Here is a 14,331-nt window from a genome sequence, read left to right as displayed (position 1 = left end):
CCTCTGCGTTCTTTGCGGCTCTGTGGTAGCCTTGCAACAAGCTGTTACGCGTCTACGATAATCCTGAATTCTCTCCCCTACCCTCTTGCGAATTTTTAATTAGTTGATACACTTGTTCTTCATTAGCCCAGTTAACCAGCGCCTATGGTTCATATCAAGCGCGTGGAACTTACCAACTTCAAATCCTTCGGCGGTACTACTTCAGTCCCTTTGCTGCCGGGGTGTACTGTCATATCTGGGCCAAATGGTTCAGGTAAATCTAATATTCTCGATGCACTGCTATTTTGCCTCGGACTCTCCAGTTCTAAGGGAATGCGAGCCGATCGCTTACCAGATTTGGTAAATAACACCCAAACGTCTAAAGGACGCGCTTCTATTGAAGCTAGTGTCACTGTGACGTTTGATTTGTCAGATGAAATCTCACACAAAGACACAAAGGCGCAAAGGGAGGAAGTAGAGGAGGCAGGGGAGGCAGAGGGAGCAGGGGAAGCAGGGGAAGCAGGGGAAGAAAATCCAAAATCCAAAATCCAAAATCCAAAATCGGCAGAGTGGAGTGTTACTAGAAGGCTGCGAGTCACCCACCAAGGAAGTTACACGTCGAATTACTATATCAATGGTGAAGCTTGCACATTGACAGAATTACATCAGCAACTAAGTAACCTGCGGGTTTATCCTGAAGGCTACAACGTGGTGCTGCAAGGGGATGTCACCAGTATTATCTCGATGAATGCGCGGGAACGGCGGGAAATTATTGATGAATTGGCTGGGGTGGCGGCGTTCGATCGCAAAATCATTCAAGCCAAATCAACTTTAGATGAGGTGAAGGAGAAGGAAGATAGCTGTCGGATTATTGAGACAGAATTAACTGCACAACGCGATCGCCTTTCCCAAGATCGTGCTAAAGCTGAGAAATATCAAAAACTCCGCACGGAATTTCTGGCTAAACAATCCTGGGAAGCGGTTTTATCATGGCGATCGCTACAAGCACAACAAGAAAAGTTAGTTCACGAAATTCAAACAGGCGATCGCAATTCTAGTGAACTCTCAACTCAACTCACAAATCTAAATTCCGAAATCGTCCAAAAAACTGCTGAACTTGAACAACTCAATGCCCATGTCAAAGCATTGGGAGAAGATGAACTTCTGGCGGTACAATCTACCCTTGCCACCCAAGAAGCCGAACGAAAACAACTCCAGCGCCAGCTAACGGAATTAGAAACAGCTTCTCAAGAAACTACCAAACGTCTCACTCAAACTCAGCAAGAAATTCAAAAACACCGACATTCCCTAGAAGAAATTGCCGAAACACACATTGTAGAGACGCGATTCATCGCGTCTTCCCAACACCAAAGGAATGAAGCCCACCAATCTCTAGAAACCTCCCGCGAAGCCGCCGCAGAAATCGCCTCAGCTTCGGAAGCCTGGGTGCAGCAACAAACGGCATTCAACCGTCAAATTGAAACTCTGTTGCATACTCTAGAACCGCAACGTACAGAAAAAGCACAACTCACAGAACGCAATAATCAGTTACAGCAATTAATTTCCGAGCAAACCCAGCTAATTGAACGCGACGAACCACTATTAGCCCAAAAACAAACTGAATGTAGTCAAATTGAAACGGAATTTAACGCCTCTAGCGAACCCATCCAGAATTTAGCCCAAAATCTCTCAGCCACAGAACAAGAATTGCAAATCCAACAGGAAACCCAAAAGCGGTTACTTTTTGAACAACGGGAAAAACAACGCCAGTTGGATAAAATCGAGGCGCAAACGCAAGCACAGCAAGAAGTCCAAGGAACCCAAGCAAGTAAAGTTATTTTACAATCGGGAATGCCTGGACTTTGTGGCTTAGTTGTGCAGTTAGGAAAGGTGGAACCCCGCCATCAGCTAGCTTTAGAAATGGCCGCCGGTGGACGCTTGGGACATATTGTGGTGGAAGATGATAGTGTAGCCGCAGCCGGGATTGAATTGCTCAAACAGAAACGTGCCGGGAGAGCGACTTTTTTACCACTAAATAAAATTCATGCTCCTAAATTTACTCAAGATGCAACGCTGCGTTTCGCTAGTGGCTTCGTTAACTATGCTGTTAACTTAGTCGATTGCGATCGCCGTTACAAAGATGTATTTAGCTATGTTTTTGGTAACACGGTAGTATTTGCCAGCCTTGAGGCGGCGCGGAAAAATTTAGGTTTATATCGCATCGTCACCTTAGATGGGGAGTTGTTAGAAACTAGCGGTGCAATGACTGGTGGTAGTAACAGCAATCGTTCAGCGTTGCGGTTTGGTACGGGTGAAGCGGCAGAATCTGATGAAGCGATCGCTTTGAGAAGTCGCTTGGTGGATATTGAGCGAGTTTTAGAGCGTTGTACTGAAGCGATCGCTACTTTGTCAGCTAGAGCCAAAAAACTGACGCAAGAATTAACAGAAGCGCGTCAGGCGCGGCGCGAACAGCAGTTGCAATTAGAACAGTTGCAGAAAGATATTAAGAATTTGACAGTGCAATTAGAGGGGACGCGATCGCAACTCGCCCAAAACAGCGAAAAGTTAGCCACTGCTCAATCCCGATTAGAAATCTTGGAGCGGGAATTACCGGGACAAGAAACTCAACTGCAACAATTGCGACACGCCCTAGCAGAGTTAGAAGCATCCCAAACCCCCAGTGAATGGCAACAAATCCAGGCAACCATTAAAATTCAAGAGCAACAATTGCAACAGCGTGAAACAGCGTTACGGGAAGCTGAACAAAGATTAAAAAATTTAGAAAATCAGCAACAACGTTTGCAAGAAAAAATCCAAGAAGCAGAAACGCGAATTACCGAATACGAAACCCAACAAATCTCTTGTAGAGACGCGATTCATCGCGTCTCCACACAAATCACAACGATAAACGACCAAATCACCCAAACCCGTTTATCGTTGAGCCAAATGGAACAGAATTTGGGAGAAGAGAAACAAAAACGCGACACTACAGAATTGGAAGTGCGATCGCACCTTTTGCGCCAACAACAATTGCAATGGGAAATCGAAAAACTCAAAGAAACCCAAGAGAAGCGGCGGGAGGAACTAATTGCACTGCAAAGCCAGTTGCGGGATATGGGAGCAGAATTACCAAATCCCCTGCCGGAAGTTCCAGATAAGGTAGATTTGGAAGAATTGCAGAAAGAATTGCGATCGCTTACCAAACGCTTACAGGCAATGGAACCGGTTAATATGCTGGCGTTGGAAGAATACGAACGCACTCAAAACCGTCTTCAAGAACTGACCCAAAAATTAGAGACGCTTGAAGGGGAACGCACCGAATTACTTTTGCGGATTGAAAACTTTACCACATTGCGGCAACTTGCTTTTAAAGAAGCGTTCGATGCTGTCAACGAAAACTTTCAATCAATTTTTGCCATTCTTTCCGACGGCGACGGCTTCTTGCAACTTGAGAATCCCGAAGATCCCTTTAGTAGTGGATTAAATTTAGTCGCGCACCCCAAAGGCAAACCCGTACAGCGCCTGGCTTCCATGTCTGGGGGAGAAAAATCACTTACAGCTTTGAGCTTTATCTTTGCTCTTCAACGCTACCGCCCATCACCCTTTTACGCCTTTGACGAAGTGGATATGTTCTTAGATGGGGCAAACGTAGAACGATTAGCTAAAATGATTAAGCAACAGTCACAACAAGCCCAATTTATAGTTGTGAGTTTGCGTCGTCCGATGATAGAATCAGCCGAACGCACAATTGGCGTTACTCAAGCACGAGGAGCCTACACTCAAGTTTTGGGGATTAAATTACAATCATCCAATACATCTGCTTGAGTTTTTGTTAATAATAGTGTATAGACAAACCGGATTCGAGATCAGGACTCGGTATAGAATGACCTCCGAACAGATAATTAGACGTTCCGATATATTAAACACCCAGGTGATTACCCGCGACAATGGCAAGCGGCTAGGCATCATCAGTCAAGTATGGGTTGATATTGATCAACGAGAGGTTGTGGCTCTTGGTTTGCGAGACAGCCTGATCTCCATTTCGGGCATACCGCGCTACATGTACCTCAACAACATCAGCCAGATTGGTGATGTCATCTTAGTTGATAACGAAGATGTAATAGAAGATATCGAAGTTGAATCTCTCAGCAATCTGATTAACTGGGAAGTAATTACAGAAACAGGTGAAGTATTAGGCAAAGTCCGGGGCTTCAAGTTCAACGGCGAAACCGGGAAGCTTAACTCTATAGTCATCGCTTCTTTAGGATTACCCCAAATTCCCGACCAATTTTTGAGTACTTACGAGTTCTCAGTAGATGAAATTGTCAGTACTGGCCCCAATCGGTTGATTGTGTTTGAGGGAGTTGAAGAACGGGTGAATCAGTTGACAACTGGTTTACTAGAGCGTTTAGGTATCGGCAAAGCGCCGTGGGAGAGGGATGCAGAAGAAGAATACGGCTATACCCCACCACGCCAAGTTGCACCAGGTAATCAACTCCCTAGTGGTGTGCCATTGCAGCCACCCAAGCAGAGAGTTCGCGCCCCCGAACCCGTAGCGCGGGAAGAAGAATGGAATGAAGACTATGTGGAAGAAGAAAGGCCACAGCGTCAGGTAATGAAGGCGCGGCAGTATGAATCTATTCAATACGAAGAAGACGAGGAAGAAGATAACTGGAGTGAAGCAACAGGCAACGACAGGTATCAACAACCGCAGCCGCTAAAGTATGAAGCCAAGCCTTACAGCAAGCCTTATGTTGATGAATACGATGATTATGACGACGTAGACGGCGATGCTTGGGAAGATGAGCCGAAGCCTGTGAATATTCCCAAGAAAGTTAAGGAAAGACAGCCAGAATACGAAGAAGAAGGCGGATATTAATTAATTCGTAATTCGTAATGACGCGACGCTCCTGCGTCGCTAACGCTTCACTATCGCGGACTCGCTACCGCTACGCTAACGTAGTTCGTAATTCAACAGGAAAATTACGAATTATTTCTCAGATAAGTTTAGCCCTCTCCTTGTAAGTAAGGAGGGGGCTAATTTTTTAGGATAAGTGAGGTGTGGAAGCAATACTTGGTTCGGTTAAGGTTTTTTGATGAAAATTCTAGATCGCAAAGACGCGACGCGATGAATGATCATAAAGACGCGATAAATCGCCGTCTCTTGTCTTAACCTATTGGCTTAGAGGTAGATATTCAATTCGATCCTGGTATTCATCCTCAAACGAATCTTCAACAATTTGTCCAATGCTTTAGTTTGCATCTATGGTGAAAATTCCAGGAATATGGCGACCTGAAGCTAAATGGTGAGCCAAATGTCTAGGCATCGACTTACGGTTATTGTTCAGAAACTCCCCAAAAGCTGCTAGCGTCAAACAAAGGAAAAATATCGTTGTGGACTTTCGAGCTTGAAAACGCGTTCTAATTACTGGCAACTACTGCCTTATATCCGACTCCAGTGGAAAACCATCGCCAAGGGACTTATTGGTATCTTGGGATACGTGCTGGCGACATTAGTGTTGATAAATCTTGCCGGTAAATTGGCAATTCCCTTTGCACAGGGTAATGTAGTAGCGATCGCTCAAATAACTGGCAGTTGTGCCTTAGTCTTTCTTGTCAGAGGCTTGTTTCAGTCTATACAAGATATGTACATGGCGAAAGCTTCTTTGAGAGTTGCTTTTTATCTCCGTCAGCAAGTCTACGCCCATCTGCAAAAGCTAAATCTCAGCTATTTTGAAACTGCAAAAGCAGGTGATTTATCTTACCGCCTCACGGAAGATGTTGACCGCATTGGCGAAGTGGTAAATAAAGGATTTCACGACTTTATCCCCTGCATTTTGCAGTTGTTGGCAATTCCGATTTACATGATTTATCTGAATTGGCAACTGACATTAGCAACGGTGATAGTTGCGCCGTTAATGGGTATTTTAGTTGGCTGGTTTGGTGAACGTTTACGCAAGTATTCCTTAAAAAGTCAAAATCGCGTGTCGGGTTTATCAGCCATTCTCGCGGAAGTTTTCAACGGTATTCGTTTGGTACAGGCTTTTGCAGCCGAAAATTACGAAATCGCCCGCTTTGGCCATGAAGCAGAACGCAGTCTCAAAGCTAAATATTCAGCCGAACGCCTGAAAGCGATTCAGATTCCCATTGTGGGATTTCTGGAAGCTTTAAGTGCGTTATCGTTACTGATTGTGGGAGCGTGGCAAATTTCCCAGAATAACTTAACAGTGGCGAATTTTTTCAGCTATCTGGCGGCGGCGGCGCTGTTAATTGATCCCATTGGTCATACTACTAACAACTACAACGAATTTAAGCAGGGTGAAGCATCTGTTGACCGCGTTTTTGAATTGATGGCAATTCAGCCGACGGTGATAGAAAAGATCAATGCGATCGCTCTCCCCCCAGTCAAAGGCAAAATAGAATATCGTCATATTTCCTTTGCCTATAAGCCAGGTGAACCCGTATTAAAAGATATCAGTTTATTGGTATCACCAGGTGAAGCGATCGCTCTTGTGGGTGCTTCGGGTGCTGGTAAAACCACATTTGTCAATCTCCTCCCCCGTTTTTACGACCCGGAAGTTGGTCAAATTTTCATTGACGATGTTGATATTCGGGATGTGAAGCTGCATAGTCTGCGGCGACAAATTGGGATTGTTCCGCAAGAAACCATCATGTTTTCGGGGACAATTGCCCAAAATATCGCTTTTGGACAAGATGTTTTTGACATGGAAGCAGTGAAAGAGGCGGCGAAAATTGCTAATGCTCATCAGTTCATTAGCCAACTACCAGAGGGTTATCAGACCTGGGTAGGCGAACGTGGGGTAAACTTATCAGGAGGACAAAGACAAAGAATTGCGATCGCTCGTGCGGTTCTCCTCAATCCCCAAATCTTGATTCTTGATGAGGCGACATCAGCATTAGACTCTGAATCAGAAGCACTGGTACAGGAAGCGCTGGAAAGACTGATGCAAAAACGCACAGTATTTATTATTGCTCACCGTTTATCAACCGTGAGACGGTGCGATCGTATTTTAGTTCTCGAACAGGGACAAATTGTTGAATCAGGAACCCATGAAGAATTATTAGCTCTAGAGCATCGCTACGCGCGGTTTTATGCCCAGCAATTTAGTTAGCAGTACAGAATACACAGAGGCTTAGAGAAAAGTAGAACTTTTTAAAAGTTTGTGTTGGATTGACTTTTTTGGTTGATTACTTTGTCCTGGTGTCACATAATCGATTCCGAGATTGATGGTACTTTGTTTTTGCACCAACTCCTTTATCCCAATCGCGATATAAGCCATGACACTCAATTTATATTTACTGCGACATGGAGAAACTACTTTTAGTCAAAGTGGTAATTTCTGCGGTGAAACTGATGCGGAGTTGACAACAGAAGGGATGCAGATGGCATCCGGTTTTGCCGATGTTTATCAAAAATTGAAGTGGGAAGCTGTTTATGTTAGCCCGATGAAGCGCACAATTGCAACTGCCAAGCCATTTTGTGATGCTATCGGTATGGATATGCAGTTGCGTGACGGACTTAGAGAAGGTAGTTACGGCGAATGGGAAAGGAAGAGTAAATCGTTTGCTCAAGAGAATTACGCAGAAAACTATGTAAAATGGTTGACAGAACCCGCTTGGAATGCACCACTAGGTGGAGAAACTGCGGTAGATATTGCTAACCGTTCTATGCCTGTAATTGCTGAAATTCAAGAAAAACATCACCAAGGTAATGTTTTAGTGGTTTCCCATAAAGCCACGATTCGGATTATGCTTTGCAGTTTACTGGGAATTGATTTGGGGCGCTATCGCTATCGGGTGAATATTTTGGTCGCGTCGGTAAGTATGGTTAAATTTGACGTTAATGGCCCTTTGTTAGAAATATTAGGCGATCGCCATCATATACCCGATCATATTCGCTCTCGTCCGGGAACATAAACTTGAGAATCCTAGTTTTGTAGGTTGGGTGCAGCGATAGCGTAACCCAACATAAAATTTGGTGGTAATGTTGGGTTGCGTTTCACTCCACCCAACCTACATAAATATATCTTTTAAAAAACTCTAGGTTTCAACATAAATGAGGTTTAATTAGCAAAAACTTTTGTTATGAGTGGGATGCAAGCCGGGTTTGACATGACTTGTCAAGAAGGGATAGCAGCCTTTCAAAATACCAAATTAGATGAGCTTACCCTGGGTATTTAGCATAGTTTTTGCAAAAATAATTTCGTTAACGATGTCCATAACATCATTGACTACATCTTCTGCTGTTGAAGGGTCATTGATATATTGATTTAGTGACTTAAATTTTTCCGGTGAGATATTTCCCATTAATTTACTATCCCAATTTGCCAGCATTTCATCGAATACTTTTTTGGCATCGCCATCAAAAAATCCTGTTCCTGCAACTAAAATACTCTTTTTGCTTCTGAGTTTAACAGCATCATTTTTAATAGCATCAGTAAGCTGATTGATAAATCCATTAAAGTTTTGAGACGGATCAATGCTTAATTTATCCGAGATAAAAAACATGAATTCATCAATCTTCTGGGAAATTTCCATAATTTTTTCAGCAACATTATACATTGCAGAATCTTCATGAGCAGATAGTTCTGAACCCATAAGTTGTTTTAGTGTTTCACTCTGTTGCTTCCAATATTTTATATACTCAGTCTTACCTTCTTTGGTATAAACATTAGCATCCTGTAAAACCACAGGAAAAACTTTTTGTTCATAATCCTTGCGCTTCATGATTTCAACAGCTTCAAACATACAGTATTCAGAGCGCAAATATTTGTCGCTGACAACGACAATTACATAGTTTCCGCGCCCGATTTCCTGCATGAAGTCGTGTATACTCTTACCTAGCGTTAAATAGTTGCGATCGCGAATTAAGTTGTAACGTTCAGAAATAAGTGCAGTGCAAATTTTATCCACTAATTCTTCGCGTTGACTACTTAATTCACTCTTGTTATCTTTCCATGCATAAGATATATATATCTGATTCATTTTTTTAAGGTTTTCTAATATGCGATAGAGAAATTTAGAACTAATAAGTGAATAAAATTCGCTACTACATAAACTATTGTCCATCTACGTGGACTGAAAAAATAACCAACGCAGGCAAAAATAATTCTGAGGTAGGTTTTAGAGCATCAGAACTTTGGAGTTTAGTCTGTATAGCCGTGATTTCTAATCACTAAGGCTGAATAAAATTTTACTTTTATATTTGATAACCGACCTACGTATTTTCTCGCAATTTAATTAGGATTGCTATGTCTATACAATTTAGTTAAAAATTTTTGTAGAGACGTTGCATTGCAACGTCTCTTATCAGATTATTAGTCGTGTAAATTACACCAGATATAATCTCAATCAGCTGTCCAGATTAAAAAGAAAATAGGTGTGATTTTACTATTTTCTAGACTGAATTGCCTGGATTAACTCATAAAAAGGTTGCCAATTATCTTCTTGAGCAATTGCTTCCCAAGTAGACTCAATCACAGGTCTTAATAGTGCCGTTTTAGGATTATGAACAGCTAGTGTTTGGCCAATTACATCGGTGCGATCGCTATCAAAATCATTCAACATTTTATGGTATAGTATGCACCAATCATCAAAAATTCCCGACGCACCCGGTACTGGCACAATATCTGAATTATTCATCACAAAACCTGGCTCATCTCGCCATTTTGATGAAAAAGTCCGAGCCATCTCATAAAAAAACTGGTGATAACCAACTTGGCTATCTTTCAAGAATTCAACCGTTAGATTCAACAATTCCGCAGCTTGTGGGTGTGACAATTCCACAAAACCTAACTTTTTCAACATCAAAGAACTGTATTCAGCTTGATAATACTCATCAAACCTTTCTAATGCCGCTTCCATTTCCTCCTTATCAAGAATCGCCTTTAAAGGTTCTTGGAGCATTTGTAAATTCAACTGACAAATACTTGGTTGATTGCCGTAACAATAGCGTCCATAATAATCAAAATATGCAGCTATAAAGGATGGGTTATAAGTTGGGATAAACGCGTAAGGGCCATAGTCAAAACTCTCTCCAGTGATTGACATATTGTCAGTATTTAGGACTGCATGACAAAAGCCAGCCGCCATCCACTGCGCTACTAGTTCTGCAACTCGTTTCACTAATTCGGCGTAAAACAAGACATATTTATCTTGTTCAGCGCTTAAGTGTCGATAATATTGCTCAATTACGTGGTCTAACAGCTTCTTAGTTAAATCTGGACGCTGAAAATAGTGCAGTCGCTCAAAAGTGCCAAACCGAATATGAGAACTGCTCATTCTAATCATCACAGATGAGCGGGTAGGTGAAGGTTCATCGCCCCGCCAGAGGGGTAAACCTGTTTCAATCATGCTCAAACAGCGCGAGGTACGTACACCCAAGTGGTGCAGTGCTTCCGCAGCCAGAACTTCCCGCACCCCACCTTTGAGCGTGAGCATCCCATCGCCTCCACGGGAGTAGGGCGTTCTCCCAGAGCCTTTTGTACCAAAATCGTATAATTCGCCATCAGTGGCGCGGACTTGTCCATAGAGAAAGCCTCTACCATCACCCAGCTGTCCGTTATATTCACCAAATTGATAGCCGTGGTAACGTAGTGCTAACAAGGGTTTGCGCCCCTGAAACTGGCCAAAAGCTGTGATGAAATCTTCGTCTTTAACTACTTGAGGGTCTAAACCCAAACGAGGTAGTAGTGCATCGTTACGCCAACGCAAGAGGTGTTGGGGAAATTCTGCTGCTGCCACCTCATCATAGTAGTCATCACCTAGAGATTCTAAGGCGCTTTCGTAGTTGAGGGAGAGAAGAGGATTGCTAGAATTTTTGTAGTTTGGAGTTTCAGCCAGAGTCATTACAAGCAAAGCTTAATTCATTCTTCCCTTAATACTACCTCTGGCTTCAACATCAGCATAGACACAAAAAGCGACCCATATCTAAAATATGGCAGCGCCACCATTAAAATCTAGAGTGCATAATGAATAAAGTTTTGCAATTAAAGAAAAAATTAACTCAATTAGCTATTTTAGACGCTACATTTGAGGTTTTTGGCTCAGAATCACACCAATATCAATTAAAACCTTGCTTGAGTAACAAAGATATTCAACTGTTTGAATCCAGATGCAATATTAGTTTACCAAGTGAATATAAAAACTTTCTGTTAGAAATTGGCAATGGTGGTGCGGGGCCAGGATACGGCTTATCTGGACTATCGGGAATTGAATATGAAGATGTCATCGCAGAAAAACTATACCAAGAGAAGTACGAAATTCTCTCTAAACCATTTCCTTTAACAGAAGCGTGGAATGATTTAGATTTGATTGTCAACAATAGAAATGATGCTTACTTTGACAATAAGTTTATCCAGGGTACTCTCACCATTACAACTTATGGTTGTGGAATTGATGCGATATTAGTCATTACCGGGGAGCAGTCAGGAAAAATCTGGATAGATGACCGTACTAATGATAATGGAATATATCCTGCTTCTTTGGATTTTTGTAGTTTTTTCCATGATACCGACCCTGATGATTCTCATCCAAATAGCGACCAGGGGCAGCCTTTAAGTTTTTATGATTGGTATGAAGACTGGCTTAACCGAAGTTTGCATCAAATCCGCCAGTCTTCGGAAACTTAAGCTTAATTAAATCAAACTGAGTTTTTTACTTTTTAATTGGTTGCGATACTGGTTGAGTAGTTCCTACTGGATTTGATGTTGGTGAAGTAATTCCTACTGAGTTTGATGTTGGTTGTGATGCCTGTGAAGATAGAATTTGTCTTACTTGTTGGTTATAAGTTTGCAAAATTGATTGAACCTGTTTTTGTTGATCTTGATTCAGATCCAAAGATTTTAACACTATTCTAATTCTCTGACGGGATTGCAACGCTGCCTTAAATTTAGTGGCTTGAGACGGGTTTAATAGAGTTTCAATATTCTTATCTCTTTGCTGGCGAGCAAGCTGGATTTGTAAGCGCTGTTGCTTTGTAATATTAAGTTTTTGGTGTGCTGTAGGACTATTCTGAGTTGTTAAACCTTTTGTAGTGTGGGAAGTTGGAACTGGTGCTGCCAAAACAACTCCGTGCAATATGGTAGTAAAAGCGAAGATAGTAGAAAATACAGATAAACGCTTTATAGAATTAATAGACATTTTGAAAAACTCCTCAATCATCTAAAAGAAATTCGTCCATTGGCTCATTAGCCAGATGGTGAACAAATATTACTCTTGCATTTTCTTGTGGAGTTGTTGTGTATTTATTATGGATTTACTATGAATTTATAGATATTGCAAGCTAATGTCTCAATGTTGTTAATTAGCTGTGTATAAAGATAATACAGAAATACTGAACTTATTTAATAAGCTCGGTATCTCTACACTACTAGAAAATAGCTGTTTAAAATTTTGGTGCTTGCCAATTAGTATTTGTAAGACTTGTCATAATATGATCTTCCCATTGTCCATTAATTAACAAATAGTCTCTAGCGTATCCTTCAATGACAAATCCGAGTCTTTTTAAGACATTGCCACTGCGCCGATTATGAGGCATATAATTAGCCATAACTCGGTGAAAGTTTAACTCTTGAAAGAGATATTGATTTGCGGCTTTTAGCCCTTCTGTCATATATCCTTTACCTTGTTTACTTTCAGCAAGGCTATATCCCACGTAGCAAAAATGAGCGGCTCCTCTTACAAAATTGCTAAAATTTACGGTTCCAATAACTACAGTAGGATTTTTTTTTGTAAAAATAAATAGCTTTAATGATTGCCCATTAATAAATTCGAGAAAACTATTCTCTATCTGATATTGCCAATATTCTTCAGTGAAAAAACCATCAGCCCATAGAGGGTAGAATGGGGTGAGATAAGTTTTGTTATAAATAAAGTATTTAAGAATTTGGGGTATATCTTCATGAATCGCCGCTCGTAATAATAGGCGATCGCTAGTAATTAGTGGTAGTTCTGATATCATAATCGACGGGATCTCTTCCCAGCACATTCTCTAAATTTTATAAATTCTCTCATACCTACGGTTTAGCAGCAGCAGTTAGAGAGGAATCTCACTTCTTTACTCAGAACAGCTTTACACAATGCCCTTTACAACAGATAGGGTGAGTATTTTTGCTGGTAATCTGCCATTCCACCAAAATCTTGATAAGCTGATGTCTAATATCTAGAGCGCAAGGATTGAGAGCCAATGGGTGATAAAGCACAGTGCGGGGCATAACTTCGATAAAATCGCTTTGCCCAAACGCTGTACCGCAGGAAATTCAACCAAAAGACAGCTCAAGATTCAACCCAGTCTACAAGAAGGATAGTGATGTGGTGGGAATACGCTACGATTGGCAGGAATTAGAGATTCGGGCGATATACAATATGCCATTGCTAGAGCTTATTTATCAAGCTGCTAGCGTGCATCGCCAATATCATGACCCAACAAAAATACAAGTTTGTAAGCTTATATCTATTAAAACGGGAGGTTGTCCAGAAGATTGTAGCTACTGCGCCCAATCTTCGCGCTATAAAACAGAGGTAAAGGCGCAAGCACTTCTGGAAAAGGAAACCGTTGTTAACATCGCCCAGAAAGCTAAAGAAACTGGTGTTAGTCGCATCTGCATGGGTGCTGCTTGGCGCGAAGTCCGGGATAACTCACAATTTGAGGAAGTCCTGGAAATGGTCAAGGATGTAACCGCAATGGGTTTAGAAGTGTGCTGCACTCTGGGTATGTTGACGGCGAATCAGGCCAGAAAATTAGAAGAAGCGGGACTTTACGCCTACAACCATAACTTAGATACCTCGCAGGAATATTACAACACAATTATTACCACGAGAACTTATAGCGATCGCTTGAATACAATTGAGAATGTCCGTCAGACAAATGTTACTGTATGTTCTGGCGGTATCCTGGGTTTAGGCGAAACTGTCGATGACCGAGTTGGGATGTTACAAACTCTGGCAAATTTACATCCGCATCCAGAGTCAGTGCCAATTAATATTCTTTCACAAGTACCGGGCACACCCTTAGAAAATCAACCTGATGTCCCCATTTGGGATATTGTGCGAATGATTGCCACAGCCAGAATTTTAATGCCAGGTTCCGATGTGCGTCTGAGTGCTGGTAGGGCTAGACTTTCTCAAGTTGAACAAGCTTTCTGCTTTATGGCAGGAGCCAATTCTATCTTTTCTAGCGACGACAACAAAATGTTGACGGTGACAACTCCCTGTCCAGATTACGATACTGACCGAGAAATGCTCAATTTACTTGGTTTGGGGATGCGTCCACCTTCCCAAAGACAGGAGAAGGTAGCAAGTCCAGCAGTTGTAGGATAAATATCTTCTTGT

At 41.8% G+C, this 14,331-nt stretch carries 10 protein-coding genes; 6 read left to right on the top strand and 4 right to left on the bottom strand.

The features are described 5' to 3' along the window. The first annotated feature begins 144 nt into the window (after positions 1 to 144). From smc to G1O98_RS00155, 4 genes are all read left to right on the top strand, one after another. A complete protein-coding gene (gene smc / locus G1O98_RS00170) occupies positions 145 to 3,804 on the top strand; it encodes a chromosome segregation protein SMC (RefSeq protein WP_163926615.1) in 3,660 nt (1,219 codons plus the stop codon). Between the two features lie 58 nt (positions 3,805 to 3,862). Continuing rightward, positions 3,863 to 4,858, top strand: a complete 996-nt coding sequence (locus G1O98_RS00165; RefSeq protein WP_163926614.1) for a PRC-barrel domain-containing protein — start codon at positions 3,863 to 3,865, stop codon at positions 4,856 to 4,858. A gap of 529 nt (positions 4,859 to 5,387) precedes the next feature. Then, positions 5,388 to 7,112 carry an ABC transporter ATP-binding protein gene (locus tag G1O98_RS00160; protein ID WP_163926613.1) on the top strand — a complete coding sequence of 575 codons (1,725 nt, stop codon included), beginning with the start codon at positions 5,388 to 5,390 and terminating at the stop codon, positions 7,110 to 7,112. A gap of 166 nt (positions 7,113 to 7,278) precedes the next feature. Next, positions 7,279 to 7,917, top strand: coding sequence for a histidine phosphatase family protein (locus G1O98_RS00155; protein WP_163926612.1), 639 nt, complete (start codon positions 7,279 to 7,281; stop codon positions 7,915 to 7,917). 237 nt (positions 7,918 to 8,154) lie between these two features. Here G1O98_RS00155 and G1O98_RS00150 read toward each other — a convergent pair whose 3' ends face one another. Next, the gene (locus G1O98_RS00150) at positions 8,155 to 8,985 is read right to left on the bottom strand and encodes a toll/interleukin-1 receptor domain-containing protein (protein WP_243458302.1); all 831 of its coding nucleotides are present in this window, start codon (positions 8,983 to 8,985) and stop codon (positions 8,155 to 8,157) included. A gap of 405 nt (positions 8,986 to 9,390) precedes the next feature. Continuing rightward, on the bottom strand, positions 9,391 to 10,848 hold the full coding sequence (locus G1O98_RS00145) for a YdiU family protein (RefSeq protein WP_163926610.1): 1,458 nt from the start codon (positions 10,846 to 10,848) through the stop codon (positions 9,391 to 9,393). A 122-nt stretch (positions 10,849 to 10,970) separates the two neighbouring features. On the opposite strand from G1O98_RS00145, the gene G1O98_RS00140 reads away from it, so the two are divergent. After that, positions 10,971 to 11,630, top strand: coding sequence for an SMI1/KNR4 family protein (locus G1O98_RS00140; protein WP_163926609.1), 660 nt, complete (start codon positions 10,971 to 10,973; stop codon positions 11,628 to 11,630). 25 nt (positions 11,631 to 11,655) lie between these two features. On the opposite strand, the gene G1O98_RS00135 is transcribed toward G1O98_RS00140, so the two are convergent. Both G1O98_RS00135 and G1O98_RS00130 read right to left on the bottom strand, forming a co-directional pair. After that, complete coding sequence (locus G1O98_RS00135; protein ID WP_163926608.1) at positions 11,656 to 12,141, bottom strand: hypothetical protein; 486 nt, start codon at positions 12,139 to 12,141, stop codon at positions 11,656 to 11,658. 244 nt (positions 12,142 to 12,385) lie between these two features. Then, on the bottom strand, positions 12,386 to 12,961 hold the full coding sequence (locus tag G1O98_RS00130; RefSeq protein ID WP_163926607.1) for a GNAT family N-acetyltransferase: 576 nt from the start codon (positions 12,959 to 12,961) through the stop codon (positions 12,386 to 12,388). A 350-nt stretch (positions 12,962 to 13,311) separates the two neighbouring features. Here G1O98_RS00130 and bioB point away from each other — a divergent pair, with 350 nt between their 5' ends. Beyond that, positions 13,312 to 14,319, top strand: coding sequence for a biotin synthase BioB (gene bioB / locus G1O98_RS00125; protein ID WP_194144442.1), 1,008 nt, complete (start codon positions 13,312 to 13,314; stop codon positions 14,317 to 14,319). The last annotated feature ends 12 nt before the right edge of the window (positions 14,320 to 14,331 follow it).

Origin of the sequence: Nostoc sp. UIC 10630 (genome assembly GCF_010747425.1) — a bacterium.
GTDB lineage: Bacteria > Cyanobacteriota > Cyanobacteriia > Cyanobacteriales > Nostocaceae > Nostoc.
Note: the sequence above shows the minus strand (reverse complement) of the source record. Positions and strands in the feature narration are given on the sequence as shown.

Excerpts from the sequence above, each read along its gene's own strand:
- G1O98_RS00135 (WP_163926608.1), bottom strand. The coding sequence starts at position 12,141 with ATGTCTATTAATTCTATAAAGCGTTTATCTGTATTTTCTACTATCTTC.
- G1O98_RS00155 (WP_163926612.1), top strand. The coding sequence starts at position 7,279 with ATGACACTCAATTTATATTTACTGCGACATGGAGAAACTACTTTTAGT.
- smc (WP_163926615.1), top strand. The coding sequence starts at position 145 with ATGGTTCATATCAAGCGCGTGGAACTTACCAACTTCAAATCCTTCGGC.
- G1O98_RS00145 (WP_163926610.1), bottom strand. The coding sequence starts at position 10,848 with ATGACTCTGGCTGAAACTCCAAACTACAAAAATTCTAGCAATCCTCTT.
- G1O98_RS00165 (WP_163926614.1), top strand. The coding sequence starts at position 3,863 with ATGACCTCCGAACAGATAATTAGACGTTCCGATATATTAAACACCCAG.
- G1O98_RS00150 (WP_243458302.1), bottom strand. The coding sequence starts at position 8,985 with ATGAATCAGATATATATATCTTATGCATGGAAAGATAACAAGAGTGAA.
- G1O98_RS00140 (WP_163926609.1), top strand. The coding sequence starts at position 10,971 with ATGAATAAAGTTTTGCAATTAAAGAAAAAATTAACTCAATTAGCTATT.
- G1O98_RS00130 (WP_163926607.1), bottom strand. The coding sequence starts at position 12,961 with ATGATATCAGAACTACCACTAATTACTAGCGATCGCCTATTATTACGA.